The following is an 18,402-nucleotide window of genomic DNA, read 5'->3' as shown; positions in this document are numbered from 1 at the left end:
AGAGCGAACCATGCCTGGGACCGGCCGCGATCCGAACCGCCCCTCGCCCGACGCGCTGCTCGAAGCGGCGCGTCGGGAGGAGCGGACGCGCGGCCGTCTCAAGGTTTTCCTCGGCGCCGCCCCCGGCGTCGGCAAGACCTACGAGATGCTTACCATCGGGCGCGCCCGGCTCACCGCCGGGGCCGACGTCGTGGTCGGCGTTGTCGAGACCCATGGCCGGGCCGAGACCGAAGCCCTGCTCGACGGCTTCGAGACCATCCCCCGACGGGCCGTGCCCTACCGTGGCACTGTGCTGGAGGAGATGGACCTCGACGCGCTGCTGGCGCGCCGCCCGGCCCTGGCGCTGGTCGACGAGCTCGCCCACACCAACGCGCCCGGCTCACGCCACCCGAAGCGCTATCAGGACGTGGAGGAACTGCTCGACGCCGGCATCGATGTCCTGACGACGCTGAACATCCAGCACGTCGAGAGTCTCAACGACGTCGTGGCCTCCATCACCCGCATCCGCGTGCGCGAAACCGTGCCGGACAGCATCCTCGACCGGGCCGACGACATCGAAGTGGTCGACCTCAACCCGGACGATTTGATCGAGCGCCTGAAGGCGGGCAAGGTCTACGTGCCGGCGAACGCCGAACGAGCACTGAAGCACTACTTCTCACGCGGCAATCTGACGGCCCTGCGGGAACTCGCCCTGCGTCGAACGGCCGACCGGGTCGATGACGAGCTCCTGAGCCACATGCGGGCGAACGCGATTCCCGGCCCCTGGGCGGCGGGCGAGCGCGTGCTCGTCTGCGTGAGCGAGGATCCGCGCTCGGCAGGCCTCGTGCGCTACGCCAAGCGGCTGGCAGACCGTCTCCACGCCCCCTGGACCGCCCTGGTGGTCGAAGGACCGCGCGCCGCCTCCCTCAGCGAGGCCGCGCGCGACCGGGTGGCCGAGGCCTTGCGGCTCGCCGACCGGCTCGGTGGCGACGCCGTCACCCTGCCGGGCGGCCGGCGCATCGCCGACGACATCCTCGCCTACGCACGCTCCGCCAACGTGAACCACATCGTGGTGGGCAAGGCGACGCGCTCCTGGATCTTCGAGCTGGTGAACGGCTCGGTGGTGCACGACCTCGTCCGCCGCAGCGGCAACATCAGCGTCCACGTGGTGCCGGGCGAGGTCGCGCCGGCCGAGACGGCGTCCCGGCGCGCGGTCGCCACCGCCGCTCCACCCACCACCTTCGATGCCCGGTCCTACGCTCTGGCGCTGCTCGTCACCGGTGCCGGGCTCGGGCTCGCCCTGCTGCTGGAGCCGTCGACGGGCGTCGAGAACGCCGACCTCATGCTGCTGACCGCCGTCGTGGCGGTGGCCGTCCGCTGGGGCCTGGGCCCCTCGCTCGCCGCGGTGGTCGCCGCCTCGCTGTCGTACAACTTCTTCTTCCTGCCGCCGGTCTACACCTTCACCATCGCCGACCCGACCAACGTCGCGGCCTTCCTGCTCTTCACCCTGGTGGCGGTGCTGGTCTCGAACCTCGCCGCCCGCGCTCGCCTGAGCGCCGTGGTCAGCCAGGGCCGCGCGAAGGCGACGGAGCGGCTCTTCGGATTTTCGCGCAAGCTCGCGGCCTGCGGGACCCTCGACGACGTGCTCTGGGCAACCTCCGCGCAGGTCGCGGCCATGCTGAGGGTGCGCGTCGTCCTCCTCCTGCCGGATGCTCAGACCGTCGCCGTCCGTGCCGGCTACCCGCCGGAGGACATGCTGGACGAGGCCGACCTGGCGGCGGCGCAGTGGGCCTTCGACAACGAGCGCCCGGCCGGGCGCGGCGCAGACACCCTGCCCGGGGCCAAGCGCCTGTTCCTGCCGATGCGCACCGGGCGCGGCACCATCGGGGTGATCGGCCTCGATGCGGACGGCACGGGACCGATCCTGACACCCGAAGGTCGGCGCCTGCTCGACGCGCTCGCTGATATGGGCGCGCTCGCGCTCGAGCGGGTGCGCCTCGTGGAGGATCTCGACCGGGCCGAGCGTGACGCCGAGACCGACCGCCTCGCCCGGGCGCTGCTGACCTCGATCAGCCACGATCTGCGCACGCCGCTCGCCTCGGTGCTCGGCGCTGCCAGCACATTGCGGGACCTCGACGGCGCCCTCCCGGTCGAGGCCAAGGCGGAGTTGTTGACGACCATCATCGAGGAATCGGAGCGGTTGAACCGCTTCATCGTGAACCTGCTCGACATGACGCGGCTGGAGGCCGGAGCCGTGGCGCCGAATCTGGGGCTCCAGGATGTCGCCGAGACCATCGACACCGCCCTGCGGCGGACCCAGAAGATCCTCGCCGGCCACCGGGTCGCGGTCGAGATCGCACCCGACCTGCCGACCCTGCGGCTCGATCCGGTCCTGTTCGAGCAGGTGCTGGTCAACCTGCTCGACAACGCCGCGAAGTACGCGCCCGAGGACTCGACTGTCACTTTGCGCGCCCGGCAGGACGGCCACACCGTGCGCATCGAGGTTCTGGACGAGGGGTTCGGGCTCCCGGAGGCCGACGTCGAGCGCGTGTTCGACAAGTTCTACCGCGTCCGGAAGAGCGACCGGGTGCGGGCCGGGACCGGACTCGGCCTCGCCATCTCGCGCGGCTTCGTCGAAGCCATGGGCGGCACGGTCACCGCCGGCAACCGCCGGGACCGGTTGGGGGCCGCCTTCACCGTGACGCTCCCGGTTCCGGCCCAGCCCACGCCGAGGGATATCGCCGCATGAGCCCGACCATCTTGGTCATCGACGACGAGCCGCCGATCCGCAAGCTGCTGCGCATGGGGCTCGCCACCCAGGGCTACGCCATCCTGGAAGCGCCGAACGCCGCGGCCGCCCTGGAGGTGCTCGGCCGCGACAGCCCGGACCTCGTCATCCTCGACCTGGGGCTTCCCGATATGCGCGGGCACGACCTGCTCCGCGCGATCCGGGCGAGCCACCCCGGCCTGCCGGTGGTGGTGCTGTCGAGCCGGGACGACGAGGGCGGTAAGGTCGAGGCGCTCGATCTCGGTGCCGACGACTACGTCACCAAGCCCTTCGGCATGGCGGAACTGCTCGCACGCCTCCGCGCTGCCTTGCGCCACCAACTGGCCGCCCGCGGCGAGCGGCCGGTCTTCCGGGTCGACGGGCTCTCGGTCGACCTCGTCCGGCGCATCGTGAAGGTCGATGACGTCGAGGTGAAGCTGACCCCGCGCGAATACGCTTTCTTGCGCATCATGGTGCTGCATGCCGGCAAGGTGCTCACCCACGCCCAGCTCATGAACGAGGTCTCGGTCTCGTCGGACCCACAGTATCTGCGCGTCTACATGCGCCAGCTCCGGCAGAAGCTGGAGGCCGATCCGGAGCGGCCGCGCATCCTTCTCACCGAGACCGGCGTCGGCTATCGCCTGCGGGCTCCCGACGACGAACCGAACCTCAAGCTGCGCGCGGCAAACGACCCCAAGCCGGCCGTGACGGAGGCAAGCTCGTGATGGCGATCCCCGAACGTCATCGACCGGCACGATGACCCTCGACGCGTTCCTCGCTCCAGGAGTGGTCGCGCGCTCATTGGGGGAGCCGGAACGGCCGTGCGCCGACCGAGCAGGTGATTAGTCGAGGCAGCATCCCGAGCCCAGCGGCCGGCTCGGACGGATGCTGAAAACCCCCACGGCAGATGACGGGAGGGATTTGGGTGCCAGGCAGGGCCGAACCATGCCGTCGCCCGCAGCCTCAGATGCGCAGCTCGATGCAGGCGCCGGACAGGAGCACGGCATCGGGCCGGTGGTCGGTCTCGTCCTCGGCGTAGTCGACAGCGTCCTTCCGGCTCCGGAACAGGCCGCCGGCGCGCCCGTGGATCTCGATGGCCACCCAGTGACCCTCGGGGTCCTGACTGACGATGAACCGGTCAGCGTCCGTGGCGGAAGCGTCAGCGTGGATGGCGGCGACTTGGAGTGTGGGCGACATCGTATGTCTGGGGTTCACGCAGTCCTCACGGGACCGCGCTCTCAAGCTGTACCAGGATGCGTAAGGGTTCGAGCGGGTCGCGGGGCCGATCCCATAAGCGTCTCGTTAGGATTCCGCGTGGCGGGCAGGCCGATCCCCTCGAAAACCGGTGGCGCGTCGCCCACCTTGGCAGCAGGGCCGAACCAGCCCAGAGCAAGCGAGGGGCGTGCGTGCGTCGGTTGGGGTTTTCGAGTGTTCGCGAGGTATTTCTCCCCCTCGGCTTGGCGCTTCTGCTCGTGCTCGGCGCCGTCGCGGCGTTCCATCTCACGCGTCCCACGACCCTGACCATCGCGGTCGCCCCCAATGGCGGCACCGAGCCGGCGCTGCTGCGGGCCTACGCCGACGAGCTCGCCCGGCGGAACCTCGGCATCCGGCTGAAGGTCGTATCCTTCGCTGGGGTGCGCGAGAGCGCGGAGGCGTTGAAGGCCGGCAAGGCCGACCTAGCGGTGGTTCGGCCGGACGTGGCGATGCCGGGCAACGGCCTAACCTTGGCGGTCCTGCGCACGCTCGCCGCCTTCGTTGCCGCGCCAGGTGCCTCCGGCACCAAGGACATCCCGGACCTCGCAGGCAAACGGCTGGGTATGCTCGCGAGCCGGACGGCCGACCGGACGCTGCTCCACGACCTCGTCGGCCACTACGGGTTCGAGCTCCTGACCGACGCTCCGGCCGGGGCCGTGAACAACACCGCGGTGGTGCTGGTCCCGATTGAGGAGGCCGATGTCGCAACGGCGCTCCGCGACGGGCGCATCGACGCCATGGCTCTCGTGACGACGCCCAGTTCCCCGGCCGCGCGACGGGTGGTCACCCTGGTGGGCGAGGCGAGCGATGGCGGTGACGTCGCGCTGATCGGTTTGCCCGATACCGCAGCGGTGCTGGCGCGGCGGCCGCGCCTGCAGCCGGTGACGGTGCCGGCCGCCCTGTACGGCGGCAATCCCCGCCTGCCGGCCGAGGACGTCGCTACCGTAGGCTCGTCCTACCGCCTGATGGCGCGGGCCAACCTGTCGCGGAGCGTGGCCGCCGAGGTGACGCAGCACCTGTTCGAGATGCGCGCGGCCCTGGCCGAGACGGTCCCCGCCGCGGAGGACGTCAGCCACCCGGATTACGAGGACACGGCCGACGCGACCAGCGCCCGCCTGCCCATTCATCCGGGCGCCCTCGACTACTACGAGCGCGAGCAGGAGACCTTGATCGAACGCTACGAGAGCTGGATCTACCTCGTGGCTATCCTGGGGGGCGGCTTGGGATCCACAGCAGCTTGGCTTCGGCAGCGCATCGGGCGCCAGCGGCGCGAACGGATCGAGGTGGCCACCGCACGCCTGCTGGAACTGCGCTCCGAAGCCCGCCGCGAGACCGACCGCGAGCGTCTGGAGGCAATGGCAGGCGAGGTGGATGACCTCGCGGCCAGTATCGCACGCCACGCCCTGAACAAGCCAACCGAACCGCGGACCCTGAGTGCTGCCACCGTCGCCATCGACGCGGCACGCTCGACGCTCAGGCGGGCACTAAGCGGTGCGGGTAGGCCCATCGGCTGACCGCCCGGACGACCGAGGGAGGTTCGGCGACGCCAATACGAAGCTCTGCTGATCGGTCCTCACGCGGTGGTCCGATTTCGAAGTCAGTGCAGGGTCGGTCTCTGCACGACAATTCGCTTGGCCGGCACCTTCCGGCCTTCCCGCCGCCAGATCCGCTCGACACGCTTGTCGTTGACCCATCAGCCGACCGCCTTCAGCCACGCGCTGATCTTGCGGTCGCCGTAGCGGCCGTACCTCTCAGCCGACGCAACGAGGTTGCTATACGGAGTCCGAAGCAACCCGATTCGGCGAAAACTTACTTGCACCACAGAAACGGCATCTCCGGTACCGGCAAGGCCTCGACTTGGACGGGCTGGCGATCCGCGTATCGACGCACCATCGCGGCGCAAAACTCTGCGAACTCTTCTCGAACCAGCGGCGGGCTGGTGTGGTGGGCGGCGATGCCGCGATGCTCGGGCGTGAAGCAGAAGGTCACCGTCACTTTGAAGTCCTGCAGAGCCGTCATCTGCCGGTCGAACCAGTCGAGGGCGTCGGGGCGGAAGCTGTCGGCCCAGGACAGGCCGGTGCGCAGGTAGGTGACGCCGAGGCGCTTCATCCAGGCTACCGCTTCGTCCAAACGGTGATCCTGGTAGTGGAACCACTGGCACAACCCGAAATCCGGGGTGCAGCGGGCGAATTCCTCCAGCGCGAGCTTCGGCGTGCCGTCCTGGCGCAGCAAGCCCATGTGGAAGTGGCGGTAATAGGAGGAGCCCTCCGCCTCGCGGTGGCGGGTGGTGGCCTCCCATTCCCGCGGCAGGTCGTAGAGGCTGTACCAGTGGATACGTGGGGCCTGCCCCCGCAGCAGCTCCGCGGTGCGGCGGCAGCCCCAGGCCTGGACCTCCTCGGCGCCAAAACTCGACACGCCGACCTCCGAGACCCAGACCGGTAGGTGAGTCACCGCGCGGATCTCGGCGATCTTCTGGGGCCAGTCGTGGATCGGCCACAGGTTCCAGTCGAGGGGGAAGCCATGCACGGCCACCGCATCGAGCCCATCGAGCACGCCTCGGGCCTGCATGTGCTGCATGAATACCGGATCGATCGGCGAGATGCCGCCGAGCACCTGGGGCAGGTCCGGCGCCTCCGTCCGGATCGCGCGGGAGGCCTGCTTCACCATCTCGCTGAACAGAAACCAGTCGGGGTCGATCTCCGGATCCCAGTGAGACTTATTGTTGGGCTCGTTCCAGAGCATGACCGCTTCGATCATTGGCCCTCCCTCCCGTTGATCCCGCGTGCCGGATAGACGGCTTCTGCCCCAGCCGGTGCGGGCGCCCGCCGACAGAGATAAACCTCCGCCTCCGGCCGGCTCTCGATCGTAAAGCCGCTCGCGCGCAGCATCGCCTCCATCCCCGCGCGGTTGGGGATCCACCAGTTCGTCCAGTCGCGGGCATAGGAATGCTCGACGAAGTGGAGCCGCGGGTAACCGGGCCGCTCGAACTGATCCATGTCCCAGAAGTCGTAATCGTCCGCCACCGGCTCGACCTGAGACGATCCGCGCAGCATCGACTGGAACACCAGGAGATCACCGGCCACGTGTTCGTGGATCAGGTCGAGGGCCAGCAGCGGGTGGCGCAGGTGGTAGAGCACCCCCATGAAGAGAACCACGTCGAAGCGCTCGGCCAATGCCCCGACATCGTAGACCGAGAGCTTGCGGAACTCGATGTCGTGGCCAAGGTGGCTGGCCGCGAAGCGGGCCTGCGCGAGGTAGCGCTCGTCGGAATCGAGGCCGAGCACCCGGGACGCACCGCGACGTTTCATCTCGATCGAATAGAAGCCGCCGTTGCAGCCAATATCGAGCACGGACTTGCCGGCGAGATCGGCGGGAAGTGCGGACGCGAACCGACGCCACTTCAACCCTGGATAATCACCGAGGAAGTGATCGGGCGCAGTCCAGACCCCGCCCAGGTCGATGTTGTGGAACCAGGGCCCGAGGGCGTCGGCCTCCCGGCGTAACGCCTCGGAACTGGTGGCATCCGTCGCAAGACGCGTCATGGGCTCGCTCGCTCGTTGATCGACACCACCCGGCCGCCGCCGGGCCAGAGTGCGAGTTCGCTCCATGAGGACGGGGCGACGACGATGCGGTCGTAGGCGTCGAGGCCGAGCCCCAACACGCCGAGCAAGGCGGCGCGGATCGTGTCGGCGTGGCTCACGAGGATCGCGGGCGGGCCCTCCTCGCGGCTGAGATGGTCGAGCAGGCGAAGGGCGCGCGCCTGCACCTCGCCCATGCTCTCGCCGCCCGGCGGGCGGGCGGTGGCGCGTTCCGCGTTCCAGGCGACCCAAGCGGGATCGGAGTCGAACTCGGCAAAGGCGCGACCGGTCCAGGCGCCGAACTCGATCTCGTCGATCTCGTTGGCGGTCTCGATCGCGGCGGCGAGCTTCTGCGCGAGCGGCGCGGCGGTTTCCTGCGTGCGGGTCTGTGGGCTCGAGAGGACTCGGATGCCGCTTCGGGGCGTTCGTTCCCCATCGCTCACCGGGGCGAGACGCGTGCGCTCCCCTCCTCCCTGTGAGTCAGGGGCGCGCAGTGGGTACCGAGGCGCCTCGTGCTGCGCCGCCTCCGGCTCCTCCCTCCTCCCCGCAAGGGAGAGGAGAGGCGCGCGATCCTGCTCGGTTGGCGATGTGTGAAGGTCGGGAGCGAGCCGTCGCGCGAGCGCGGTCGCCATCGCCTCCGCTTCGGCCCGTCCCTGCGCACTCAGCGAAACGTCGGGCATTCGCCCGCACAGCACTTTCCCGAGCCGGTCGTGGCTCGCATGGCGCACGAGAAAAACCCGCCTCATCGGGCGGCGGGCTCTTCCGCCTCGCCCGCGGCGAAGCGGAGCGTGCGCGCATGCGCCTCGGCGTCGGTGAACTGGACCGGCGGCGACTTCATGAACCAGCCCGAAGGTCCGAGCAGCGCGCCGCCGATCCCGCGATCGAGTGCGATGCGGGCGCAGCGCACGGCGTCCACGACGACACCCGCGGAATTGGGCGAGTCCCAGACCTCCAGCTTCAGTTCGATGTTGAGGGGCACACCGCCGAAGCCGGTGCCCTCCAGCCGGATCTGCGCCCATTTGCGGTCTTCGAGCCAGGGCACGTGGTCGCTCGGGCCGACATGGATGTCGCCGTCTGCCAACGGCGTGGCAAGCTGGCTGGTCACCGCACGGGTCTTGGAAAGCTTCTTCGATTCCAGCCGCTCGCGCTCCAGCATGTTCAGAAAGTCGGCATTACCGCCGAAATTGAGTTGGTAGGTGCGCTCCAATTTCACGCCGCGCTCGCGCAGAAGATTGGCCAGCATCCGGTGCACGATGGTGGCGCCGACCTGACTCTTGATGTCGTCGCCGACGATCGGCAGGCCCCGCTCCTCGAATCGCTTCCGCCAGCCGGCATCCGAGGCGATGAAGACCGGGATGCAGTTCACGAGAGCGCAGCCGGCCTCCAGCGCGCAGTGGGCATAGAACTCGCCCGCCGCTTGCGAGCCGACTGGCAAGTAGGAGAGCAGCACCTGCGTGCGGCTGCGCTGCAACTCCGCCACCACGTCGGCAACCGGCTCGTTTGATTCAGCGATGATGCCCTGAAGGTAGCGGCCGATCCCGTCCAGTGTCGGCCCGCGCCGCACGGTCACGCCGGTCCGAGGCACCGCAGCGAAGCGGTGCGTGTTGTTGGGCGGAGCCAGGATCGCGTCGGCCACGTCGCGCCCGACCTTGTCCGCTGCCACGTCGAAGGCGCTCACCACTTCGATGTCGCCGATGCAGTAACCGCCCAGTTCGGGCGAGATCAGGCCCGGCACCGCCGTATCGGCGTCAGCCTCGCGGTAATAGTGCAGGCCCTGCACGAAGGAGGAGGCGCAATTGCCCACTCCGATGATGCCGACGCGGATTGGTGCGGTGGCCATCACGGGGCCTGCCGCGCAAGGGCGGCCTCGACCGGGCGAAGGTGGCGTCCGCCGATGGATCGGGGCTTCGCGACGGGTTGCTCGGGCGCGCGGATCTCGCCGGCAAACCACGCGATTGTCGCCTCAAGGCCCTGTTCCAGCGCCACCTTCGGCGACCAGCCGAGCAGCGCCTGCGCGCGGGCGATGTCCGGGCGGCGACGCTGCGGATCGTCCACGGGCAGCGGGCGGCGCACCACGGGCGAGCGCGTGCCGGTCATCTCCGCGACCAGGCTGACCAGTTCGGCGACCGTCATCTCGCGCGGGTTACCGAGATTGACCGGGCCGCCCGGCGCGGCCTCGCATGCCATGAGCCGCATCAGCCCCTCGACGAGGTCGGTGACGTAGCAGAACGAGCGGGTCTGCTCGCCGTCGCCGTAGACGGTGACGGGCGCCTCGGCGAGCGCCTGACAGATCACGTTCGAGACGACGCGCCCGTCGTCGGCTCGCATCCGGGGTCCGTAGGTGTTGAAGATGCGCGCGACCCGGACTTCCAGCCCCTGGCCGCGCTCGAAATCGAAGGCCAGCGTCTCGGCGGCGCGCTTTCCCTCGTCGTAGCAGGCGCGCGGGCCGGTCGGATTGACGTTGCCCCAATAGGCTTCCGGCTGCGGATGCACGAGCGGGTCGCCGTAGACACTCGCTGGTCGAGGCCTGGAGGAAGCGCGCCCCGTCATTGCGTGCCCGCTCCAGCAGGCGCAGGGTTCCGACGACGCTCGTCAGCATCGTGTGGATCGGATCGGCCTGATAGTGCGGGGGTGAGGCCGCGCAGGCGAGGTTGAACACCCGTTCGAAGCGCGGCAGCCGCGGCAGCGGCTCTGTGATGTCTGCCTCGACGAACTCGAAACGCGGCTCGCGGCTGAGATGGGCGAGGTTGTCGCGGCGGCCGGTGAGCAGACTGTCGAGGGCGACGACGCGTGCGCCCCGCGCCAGCAGAGCATCGACGAGGTGCGAGCCGATGAAGCCGGCCCCACCAGCGACGAGCACCCATTCAGCCTGTCTGTCCATCGCTGTTGCCCTCAGTTGGTGACCGTTCGAGGCGGCGTTCGGAGGAATGCCAGCCGGGCGGCTGCTTCGCGCAGGTGCGTTTCGAATTCTGCGGCGCGGTGGGCGGCGGAATGCCGGGCGAGGATCGCGGCACGGCCCGCCTCGCCGATCCGGCGGCGCTCGGGTTCAGGCCGGTCGCGCAGGATCGCCAGCACGGCGTCCGGCCCCTCGGGGCACAGGATCTCGCGGCCAGGCGCGAGGATCGTGTCGAGGCCGTCCCAGCGGTCGCTCAGGATCGGGATGGCGCAGGCGGCAGCCTCGAACAGGCGCACGCTCGGGCTGTAGCCCGCCGCGGTCATGTCGGCGCGGGTGACGTTCAGGGTGTAGCGGCTCTGCCCGTAGAAGGCCGGATGGGATTCCGGCGGCAGGTGATCGGTGCGGGTGACATTGGCCGGCCAGTCGATCCCGTCCGGGTATTGCGGGCCGGAGACCGCGAAGCGCAGGTCGGGCGCGCGGCGGGCCGGCTCGATCAGCAATTGCTCCAGGATCGGCTGTCGGTCGGGACTGTAGGTGCCGAGATAGCTCAGATCATAGGCTTTTTCTCCTGCAAACGGCGGATAGGCCTCCGGATCCACAGAGCAGTAGAGAGCACGCGCCGCGGGCGAGCCGTAGCGCTCCTCCAGCCGCTCCAGGGTCGGGCCGCCGGTGAAGGAGAGATAGAGGTCGTAAGCTTCGATCTGATTGGCTTCGAGATAGGTGCAGGTGCCGGCGGCGAGGCTCGCCAGCGTCACCGGCGTGTCGATGTCGTAGAAGGCGCGGGTGCCCTCCGCCCAGGCGAGGACGCGGCGGCCCACCGCGATCCCATCGGGCACGTAGGAGCCGACGACGACGGCATCCGCCTGTTCGATCGCTGCGCGGTGATCCTCGAGGTCATCGAGGTCGGCGTAGAGGGCCAGTCTGCAAAAGTCCGAATCGGTCAGGTCGCGGTGGGCCGCGTACCAGGGCACGTCGCGCTCCAAGAACAGGACTTCGTGGCCGCGGGCCGCGAAGGCCCGGAGCAGGGCGCGGTAGGTGGTGGCGTGGCCGTTGCCCCATGACGAGGACAGGCTCAGACCCAGCACCACGAGGCGCAGCGGCGTGCGCGTCATGCGAGCGCTCCGGCGAAGCACCCCGCAGGCCCGGCGCTCCCTCTCATCTCGGAGAATCGCGTCGACCTGCGCACCGCGGCGCGCATAGGTGTGCTCGGCGGCGATCCGCAGGCGGGCGGCCTCGCCGATGGCGCGGGCGCGCTCCGGTGTCAGCGCAGCGACGTGGTCGGCGACGTCGCGCCCGTCACGGGCGACGAGCACCTCCTCGCCCTCCTTGAGGAACAGGCCGAGGCCTTCCCAGGCGTCGGTGATGAGGCAGGCGCCCGCGCCGGCTGCCTCGAACACGCGGGTGGCGGGCGAGAAGCCGACCGCCGCCATGCTGTCGCGGGCGATGTTGAGAACGGCGCGGGGGGTGACGTTGAAGGCGTTGTGGTCGCGCGTCGAGACGTGGCCGAGATGGCGGACGTTGAGCGGAAGTCCGCGGCTTTCCCAGCCGCTGCCGCCGAGCAGAAAGCTCCGCTCCGGCAGACGCGCAGCGGCCGCGAGGAAGAAGCACTCGACCCGGGCCTCGCGGTCCGGCAGCCGGTTGCCGAGAAAGGCGAGGTTGGCCGAGAAGCGCGGATCGGGCGGGACCGGATGGTGGGTCTCGGCATCCAGCGCGTTGTAGACCGGGATGCAGGCACGCGCTCCGAATCCCTCATAGGCCGCGATCACCGGCGGGCCGCCGCCATAGGTCAGCACGAAGTCGAGAGCGGGCATCGCCCGGTGGAGGGCGTGGTCCGGGTTGGCCCGCATCTCGGCCAGCGTGGCGGGCGCGTCGACATCCCAGAAGATGCGGATGGCGTCCGGACGCGCGGCGGCGACAACGCCTTCCAGCAATTCGTCGTCGAACACGCCGACGCCGCTTGCCTTGACGACGACGTCGGCCTCGGCGGCTTGCGCGATCACCGCGCGGGCGGCCTCAATGGTCGCGGGATAGACCTGTACTTCGGCCCAGTCCGGCGGGTCGATGTCGCGGTGGCTCTGCCGGTCGAAGGCGTCCGGCTCGTAGAAGGTGATGCGGTGCCCGCGCCCTGCGAGGTCGGCGAGCATGCCCCGGTAATAGGTCGCTGCCCCGTTCCAGTAGGACGAGAGCAGGGAGGAGCCGTAGAACGCGATTTTCACGGGGCGGCCTCCATCCGGACAGGCACGTTCAAGGACGTGGTCAAGGATTCATGGATCGCGAGGAGTTCATCGGCGCGGTGCCGGCAGGTGTGGCGGGCTCGGATCGTTGCGAGGCCATGGGCGGCGAGCGACCGGCGCAGGCTCACATCCTCGCGCAGCGCCAGCAGGTGAGCCTCCATCTGCTCTCCGTCACGGGCGATCAGGTAGTCCGAGCCCGGCTTGAACAGCCCTTCGGCATCGTTCCAGGGGGCGCAGGCCAGCGGCAGGCCGCAGGCGAGGGCCTCGAACACCCGGATCGTCGGGATGCCCGGTAAGGCCTCGACATAGAAGCGGCGCGGCACGTGAACCGTCGCCAGCGCATGGGCGAACAGGTTGGGCGCGGCGGCGTTCGGGGCCCAGCCGTGATAGCGGGCGCCGTAGCGTTCGAGCGTCGCGAGCGCCTCGGCGGGGTAGCGCACGCCGTGGGTGTCGAGGGAGAGGCCGGCGGCCTTGGCTGGACGGAACAGGAACGTCTCAAGTTCCTCCGTGCGCTCGCCGTCGCCCCAGTTACCGATCCAGACGAGACCGGCCCGCGGCATCTCCGTCTCCGCCGGTGGCCGGAACAGGCGCGTGTCGGCGGCCTCGTGCCAGACGTAGGCGCGTGCGCCCCAGCCCCAGCTGCGATAGACCTCGGCCAGCGTCTCGCCGAAGGCGAGGATGCCGTCGTAGCCCGAGAGGTCGAAGCAGCGCATCGCGTCGGGCGCGCTCACCGCACGGTGATGCGTATCGTGGAATAGAAGCGTGTCGATGCGGCCGCCCTTCCGGGACCGTCCGAGCGCAGCGACCAGAGCCGGCTCGTTCCATTCGTGGACGACGACGAGGTCGGCTCCCTCGACGTATTCCACGGCCGCTTCGATCGTGGCGTAGGTCTTCGGCGACAGATCAGGATAGGGCGCGAGCGAGGCCTCGAGGCCAGCGGGGCCGTGGTCGCGAAGCAGGTTCTCGCGGCTCCAGGCGCCCTCTGGCTCGTAGGCCTCGATTGCATGGCCGAGGTCGGCCAACTCGCGCAGCACGCCGCGCAGGAAGTGGGCGTTGCCGTGATTCCAGCACGAGGCGAGGGAGTGGGTGAAGTAGACGATCCTCATGCCGCCGCCTCGTCGAGCGCCGGGTGCAGGTCGCGGACGATGCCGGCCACGCCCGCAACCATGGCTTCGGTGCCATAGGCGGCGGCGCGGGTGCGGGCAGCCCGACCGAGCGCCGCGCGGCAGGCCGGGTCGGCAAAGAGGTCTTGGACGGCGCGGGCCGCCGCCGCGTCGTCGTCGGACGGGACGAACAGCGCCGCGCCGTCCCACAACTCGCGAAAACTCTCGATGTCGGAGAGCACCAGGGCGCAGCCGGCGCCCGCCGCCTCCAGCACCGCGAGGCCGAAAGGCTCGTAGCGGGCAAGACTCACGAAGACCGGCCGCAGGCTCAGCTCCCGTGCGATCTCCTCGTCGTCGAGGCGGCCGAGGCAGTCGAGGGCGGTGAGCGCCACTCGTTGGCCGGTCGGCCCGGCCACGGGGCCGGCGGCGCGAACCGGCACCGATAGGCGCGCGGCCAGCCGATCGAGCGCGGCGGCGTTCTTGGCCAGGTCCCACAGGCGCCCGGCGGTGAAGACGTGGGACGCGGGTTCCGCCTCGGACGAGACGGAGACATCCCGGCCGTTGCGCACGACGAGGGGCGCCTGCGCCAGTCCGTAGGCCGCCTGCGTCGTCCGGGCGAAGGCGTGGGTCGGGGCGATCAGCCGGTCGGCTTTGCGGCAGCCCTGCGCATTGAGGTCGCGTCGCCACACCAGATCCGCGGGCAGCGGGCCCGGCCCCACGGTGGCCCACCAGGTCGCAACGCAGGAATGACAGACCGCCACGACCGGCGCCGCGAAGTCGGCGAGGGCCAGAGCCGGGCTATGCAGGTGGACGAGGTTGGCGCCGGTCTCGTCGGCGAGGCGGGCGAGCGCGTCCGATGCGTCTCGAACTTCGGCGGCGTTCTCGGCGGTCCAATCGAGGGGCAGGTTCGTCGTGAGAATGCGGGCTCCGCTGATCTCTTGCGCACGCGCGATCCGCTCGGGCCCAGGCGCCGGTCCCATCAAGGCGACGCTGACGGTGGCGCCGCGGCGGGTGAGGCCAGCGGCGAGGTCGAGCGTGTATTGCCAGACGCCGCCCAGCGCGTCGGCGCTCATCAGGATGTGGGGACGGGCGGCAGTCAGCGGCATCCGCAGGTCGCTTCCAACTCGGGCAGCGGGAGCGGGCGCTCCTCCTGGATGTCGCTGAAGCGGGTGAACTGACTGAGATAATGGGCGTGCGCCCGCTCCCAGGCCGCGTCGTCCGGCTCACCCCAGAGCCGCCGGTAATCGGGTGAGCTGGGATAGGGGTAGAGCGGCACCGGATCGTTCGCCCAGACCCCCGCGCCGCGTAGTCGGTCGCGCCAGGCGGCGACGAGGTCGGGATCGTCGCCCGCCACCGCGATCAGGTTCGCCTGGACGAATGGCACGGTGCGGCGGGCGTGAATCAGGCGCTCGGCGAGGTCGTCGGTCGAGGCGCGGCAGCGCTTGTCGAGTGCGGCGCGTCCCTCCTCGGTCAGACTTTCGATACCCGCCTCGATCGAGACGCAGCCCGCCGCCCCGAGCAGGTCGAGCATATCGGGCTTCCACAGATCGATCCGGGTCTGCACCCCGAACTTCACTTGGCGTCCGACCAGGGCCTCCAGAAGCGGCTTCTGCGGCAGAAAGATCTCGTCGACGAAGTAGAGGTAGGTGACGCCCTGGGAGATCAGCCCATCGATCTCCTCAAGGACGATCGGCAGGTCGCGGCGGCGATATGCATCGCGAAAATCGATCTTCGCGCAGAAGCTGCAAGTATAGGGGCAGCCGCGCGAGGCCTCGATCTCGGCGCCGGGCCCGTCGGGCGCGGTGTCGAAGCGGTGGTGATGGTGATGGTGGCGGGCAATCCAGGCATCGGGCCAGGCAAGCGCCGGCAAGTCGGTGAAGCGCCCGGCATGGGGCGGCCCTGTCACGACGATACCGCCCTCTGCGTCGCGATACGCGAGGGCGGGCAGGCTGCGCAGATCGTCCGTCTCGGCCAGACGAGCCACGATCTCCTCGCACTCGCCCCGCACGACCACGTCGCAACCGAGTTTCTCCAACGTCGGGCGTGGCGTGGCCGAGCCATGCGGGCCGACCGCGACGGTGCGCCCACCGCGGCCTTGAAGCGCGTCGAGGAAGGCGCGCGTCACCCGCATCTCCGGCGGGGCGCAGCGCCAGAACAGGTAGGTCGGCGCCGTCGTGATCACGGTCATCGCGGGCGCGAAGGCCGCGATCCGCTCGGCGCCCTCTGCGGCACACAGGCCTTCGAGATGGCAATCGACGAGCAGCGTCTCGTGGCCGCCCGCCTCCAGCAAAGCGGCGGCGTAGCCGAGTTCGAGCGGCAGATGGGGCTCGCGGCAGCCGAAATAGATGCTGTTGCGGTAGTCCCAGGGCGGATTGACGAAGGCGACCCTCATAGCACCGCCTCCGGTTGACAGGCGGCCCGGCTCGTCTCGGCCTCCGCATCGAGCCATTGCGTGAGCCACGCGGCGAGGTCGGCCACGCCCTCGCGCCAGGGTAGCGGGGGGGCGAGCCCGAGCATCGATGCGGCGCGGCGCGTGTCGGAGACGTAATAGCGCTGGTCGCCGGGCCGCCATGCGCCGGTCTCGATCCCGACCTCGCGCCCGAGCAGCGTTCCGAGATGGGCGATCAGCCCGCGCAGGCTCACCGCGTTGTCCGGGCCGCCGCCGAGGTTGAACGCTCGTCCGGCCACCCGGTCGATCCGCGCCAGCGCCGCTCGGTAGGCCGCGACCGCGTCGCGGACATGAAGGATGTCGCGCACCTGCCGCCCGTCGCCGTAGAGGGTCACGGTGCGGTTCGTCAGTGCGCGGATCAGGAAATGGGCGACCCAGCCCTGGTCCTCGTTGCCCATCTGGCGGGGGCCGTAGATGCAGCTCATGCGCATCACGACGGTCGGCAAGCCGTAGCTGCGGGCGTAGTCGAGCACGTAGGCATCCGCCGCGCCCTTCGAGCAGCCGTAAGGGGTGTGAAAATCGAGCGGGCGATCCTCGCCGACACCATGGGCGCGCAATTTTGGATCGGTCGGGCGGTAGGCGTCACCCTCGACCGCCAGCTCAACGTCGGGCAAGCCGCCATAGACCTTGTTGGTCGAGGCGAAGAGCAACGGGACCGCACCCCGGCGGGCGCGTAGGGCCTCCAGCAGGGTCAACGTACCGCCGAGATTGACCTCCATGTCCTCCCAAGGCGCGGTCATGCTCGTCGTCACAGCAACTTGGGCGGCGAAGTGGAACACCGCGCCGGCCTCCCGCACCGCGAGGGCGAGTTCAGCACCGTCGCGGATGTCGGCGATCACCGGCACGATCCGCGCGCCGTGGCGCTCGGTGAGCCAAGCCAGGTTCGCCTCGACGCCGGGACGCGTCAGAGCATCGTAGACGAGGACGGTCTGCCCCTCGGCGGCGAGTTGGTCGGCGAGGTTGGCGCCGACGAAGCCGGCACCACCCGTGACGAGGACCGGGCGCGTGGCGGTCGTGGCCGGCCCGCTCACGCGACGAGACCTCGGGCTTCGAGCTCGCGCCTGGCCTCGGCCACGCGGTCGACCGCCTGCTGCTCGGCAACCCATGCCGCGAGTTCAGCCAATCCTTCGGCGAAGTCGCGCTTTGGCGCGTAGCCGAGTTCGCGGGCGATCTTGCCGATGTCGGCGATGCAGTGCCGGATGTCGCCGGCCCGCGCCTGCCCCGTAACCTGCGGAGCGATCTCCTCACGACCCATGGCGCGGGCGAGCAGACGCGCCACCTCGTTGACGGTGCGGTCCTCGCCGGAGCCGACATTGTAGACCTGCCCGGCGGCGGCCGGGTGCTCCAGCGCCAGCACGAAGGCCTGGGCCACATCCTCGACATGTACGAAATCGCGTCGCTGCTCGCCGTCCTCGAAGATCATCGGCGGCTGTCCGTGGAGGAGACGCGCAGCGAAGATCGCCAGCACGCCGGTATATGGGTTCGAGAGCGCCTGACCCGGCCCGTAGACGTTCCAAAGGCGGAGTGCCACGCCCTCCATGCCGTAGGCGGGGGCGAGCGTGAGCGTCAGGCGTTCCTGCATGTATTTCGTCAGCGCATAGACGGAGGCGAGCGCCGGGCGCTTCGATTCCGGGGTCGGCACAGGGCGCATCGGGCGGCCCTGCTGATCGGGCGGGTCCCACGGTTCGCCGGGGCGGCGCGGCGGGCGCACGACGTCCTCGACGGTGGCATCGGCTTCCGTCCGGTAGAGGCCCTCGCCGTAAATGCTCATGGAGGAGGCGACGACGACGCGCTGTACCGGCGCCTCGATCAGCGCCTGAAACAGGGTCGCGGTCCCGCAATCATTGACCGAGACGTAGCGCTCGACCGCGTACATGCTCTGCCCGACGCCGACCTCCGCCGCCAGGTGGACGACGTGGGTCGCACCCGCGATCGCCCGCGCCACCGCCTCGGCGTCACGGACATCGCCCTCGACGAACTCCACGCCCGGATCGAGAGAGAGGGGCCGGCCGGTGCCGCCATGCACCTGCTCGATCAGGCTATCGAGTACGCGGACTCGGTAACCCCGCGCCAGCAGCGCACTCGCGAGATGCCGGCCTATAAAGCCCGCTCCACCGGTGATCAGAGCCAGTTTCTTCATAT

General features: G+C 69.9%; 14 protein-coding genes and 4 pseudogenes. 3 read left to right on the top strand and 15 right to left on the bottom strand.

The window, feature by feature from the left end:
- The first annotated feature begins 10 nt into the window (after positions 1-10).
- A complete protein-coding gene (locus M2437_RS07105; protein WP_253386945.1) occupies positions 11-2,728 on the top strand; it encodes an ATP-binding protein in 2,718 nt (905 codons plus the stop codon).
- A complete protein-coding gene (locus tag M2437_RS07100) occupies positions 2,725-3,471 on the top strand; it encodes a response regulator (RefSeq protein ID WP_253386944.1) in 747 nt (248 codons plus the stop codon). The genes M2437_RS07105 and M2437_RS07100 overlap by 4 nt, the downstream gene beginning before the upstream one ends.
- 238 nt (positions 3,472-3,709) lie before the next feature.
- Here M2437_RS07100 and M2437_RS07095 read toward each other — a convergent pair whose 3' ends face one another.
- The gene (locus M2437_RS07095) at positions 3,710-3,943 is read right to left on the bottom strand and encodes a hypothetical protein (protein WP_253386943.1); all 234 of its coding nucleotides are present in this window, start codon (positions 3,941-3,943) and stop codon (positions 3,710-3,712) included.
- A 209-nt stretch (positions 3,944-4,152) separates the two neighbouring features.
- Between M2437_RS07095 and M2437_RS07090 the strand changes: the two genes are divergently transcribed.
- Positions 4,153-5,514: a TAXI family TRAP transporter solute-binding subunit gene (locus M2437_RS07090; protein ID WP_253386942.1), complete on the top strand. Its 1,362-nt coding sequence runs from the start codon at positions 4,153-4,155 to the stop codon at positions 5,512-5,514.
- Positions 5,515-5,627: 113 nt separating this feature from the next.
- Here the strand turns inward: M2437_RS07090 and M2437_RS07085 are convergent.
- The 14 genes and pseudogenes from M2437_RS07085 to M2437_RS07020 form a co-directional block, all read right to left on the bottom strand.
- A pseudogene (locus M2437_RS07085) lies at positions 5,628-5,768 on the bottom strand (IS3 family transposase); the annotation flags it as partial.
- 41 nt (positions 5,769-5,809) lie between these two features.
- On the bottom strand, positions 5,810-6,757 hold the full coding sequence (locus tag M2437_RS07080) for a glycoside hydrolase 5 family protein (RefSeq protein ID WP_253386941.1): 948 nt from the start codon (positions 6,755-6,757) through the stop codon (positions 5,810-5,812).
- Complete coding sequence (locus M2437_RS07075) at positions 6,754-7,542, bottom strand: TIGR04290 family methyltransferase (RefSeq protein WP_253386940.1); 789 nt, start codon at positions 7,540-7,542, stop codon at positions 6,754-6,756. Before M2437_RS07075 ends, M2437_RS07080 begins: the two co-directional genes overlap by 4 nt.
- Positions 7,539-8,021, bottom strand: a complete 483-nt coding sequence (locus tag M2437_RS07070; protein ID WP_253389600.1) for a histidine phosphatase family protein — start codon at positions 8,019-8,021, stop codon at positions 7,539-7,541. Before M2437_RS07070 ends, M2437_RS07075 begins: the two co-directional genes overlap by 4 nt.
- Positions 8,022-8,168: 147 nt before the next feature.
- Positions 8,169-8,324 (bottom strand): annotated as a pseudogene (locus M2437_RS07065) (phosphoglycerate mutase family protein); the annotation flags it as partial.
- Positions 8,321-9,418: an inositol-3-phosphate synthase gene (locus tag M2437_RS07060; RefSeq protein WP_253386939.1), complete on the bottom strand. Its 1,098-nt coding sequence runs from the start codon at positions 9,416-9,418 to the stop codon at positions 8,321-8,323. The gene M2437_RS07060 and the pseudogene M2437_RS07065, both read right to left, overlap by 4 nt.
- A pseudogene (locus M2437_RS07055) lies at positions 9,418-10,459 on the bottom strand (UDP-glucuronic acid decarboxylase family protein). Before M2437_RS07055 ends, M2437_RS07060 begins: the two are co-directional and overlap by 1 nt.
- 11 nt (positions 10,460-10,470) lie before the next feature.
- Complete coding sequence (locus M2437_RS07050) at positions 10,471-11,586, bottom strand: CgeB family protein (protein ID WP_253386937.1); 1,116 nt, start codon at positions 11,584-11,586, stop codon at positions 10,471-10,473.
- 6 nt (positions 11,587-11,592) lie between these two features.
- A pseudogene (locus M2437_RS07045) lies at positions 11,593-12,690 on the bottom strand (CgeB family protein); the annotation flags it as partial.
- Entirely contained in the window at positions 12,687-13,814 is a 1,128-nt protein-coding gene (locus tag M2437_RS07040; RefSeq protein WP_253386935.1) for a CgeB family protein, read from the bottom strand. The gene M2437_RS07040 and the pseudogene M2437_RS07045, both read right to left, overlap by 4 nt.
- On the bottom strand, positions 13,811-14,917 hold the full coding sequence (locus tag M2437_RS07035) for a glycosyltransferase family 4 protein (protein ID WP_253386934.1): 1,107 nt from the start codon (positions 14,915-14,917) through the stop codon (positions 13,811-13,813). The genes M2437_RS07040 and M2437_RS07035 overlap by 4 nt, the downstream gene beginning before the upstream one ends.
- Positions 14,908-16,203 (bottom strand): TIGR04295 family B12-binding domain-containing radical SAM protein, encoded by a 1,296-nt coding sequence (locus M2437_RS07030; protein WP_253386933.1) that lies wholly within the window; start codon positions 16,201-16,203, stop codon positions 14,908-14,910. The genes M2437_RS07035 and M2437_RS07030 overlap by 10 nt, the downstream gene beginning before the upstream one ends.
- Positions 16,200-17,291, bottom strand: coding sequence for an NAD-dependent epimerase/dehydratase family protein (locus M2437_RS07025; RefSeq protein ID WP_253386932.1), 1,092 nt, complete (start codon positions 17,289-17,291; stop codon positions 16,200-16,202). Before M2437_RS07025 ends, M2437_RS07030 begins: the two co-directional genes overlap by 4 nt.
- Entirely contained in the window at positions 17,288-18,400 is a 1,113-nt protein-coding gene (locus M2437_RS07020; protein WP_253386931.1) for an SDR family NAD(P)-dependent oxidoreductase, read from the bottom strand. The genes M2437_RS07025 and M2437_RS07020 overlap by 4 nt, the downstream gene beginning before the upstream one ends.
- Positions 18,401-18,402: the final 2 nt, after the last annotated feature.

This window comes from Methylorubrum pseudosasae (genome assembly GCF_029504475.1).
Taxonomy (GTDB): Bacteria; Pseudomonadota; Alphaproteobacteria; order Rhizobiales; family Beijerinckiaceae; genus Methylobacterium; species Methylobacterium extorquens.
The sequence above is the reverse complement of the archived record's forward strand: the minus strand, read 5'-3'. Positions and strand labels throughout refer to the sequence as shown.

What these genes read in the sequence shown, in the direction of transcription:
- M2437_RS07105 (WP_253386945.1), top strand. Translation starts at nt 11, where the DNA reads ATGCCTGGGACCGGCCGCGATCCGAACCGCCCCTCGCCCGACGCGCTG.
- M2437_RS07100 (WP_253386944.1), top strand. Translation starts at nt 2,725, where the DNA reads ATGAGCCCGACCATCTTGGTCATCGACGACGAGCCGCCGATCCGCAAG.
- M2437_RS07095 (WP_253386943.1), bottom strand. Translation starts at nt 3,943, where the DNA reads ATGTCGCCCACACTCCAAGTCGCCGCCATCCACGCTGACGCTTCCGCC.
- M2437_RS07080 (WP_253386941.1), bottom strand. Translation starts at nt 6,757, where the DNA reads ATGATCGAAGCGGTCATGCTCTGGAACGAGCCCAACAATAAGTCTCAC.
- M2437_RS07075 (WP_253386940.1), bottom strand. Translation starts at nt 7,542, where the DNA reads ATGACGCGTCTTGCGACGGATGCCACCAGTTCCGAGGCGTTACGCCGG.
- M2437_RS07060 (WP_253386939.1), bottom strand. Translation starts at nt 9,418, where the DNA reads ATGGCCACCGCACCAATCCGCGTCGGCATCATCGGAGTGGGCAATTGC.
- M2437_RS07050 (WP_253386937.1), bottom strand. Translation starts at nt 11,586, where the DNA reads ATGACGCGCACGCCGCTGCGCCTCGTGGTGCTGGGTCTGAGCCTGTCC.
- M2437_RS07040 (WP_253386935.1), bottom strand. Translation starts at nt 13,814, where the DNA reads ATGAGGATCGTCTACTTCACCCACTCCCTCGCCTCGTGCTGGAATCAC.
- M2437_RS07035 (WP_253386934.1), bottom strand. Translation starts at nt 14,917, where the DNA reads ATGCCGCTGACTGCCGCCCGTCCCCACATCCTGATGAGCGCCGACGCG.
- M2437_RS07030 (WP_253386933.1), bottom strand. Translation starts at nt 16,203, where the DNA reads ATGAGGGTCGCCTTCGTCAATCCGCCCTGGGACTACCGCAACAGCATC.
- M2437_RS07020 (WP_253386931.1), bottom strand. Translation starts at nt 18,400, where the DNA reads ATGAAGAAACTGGCTCTGATCACCGGTGGAGCGGGCTTTATAGGCCGG.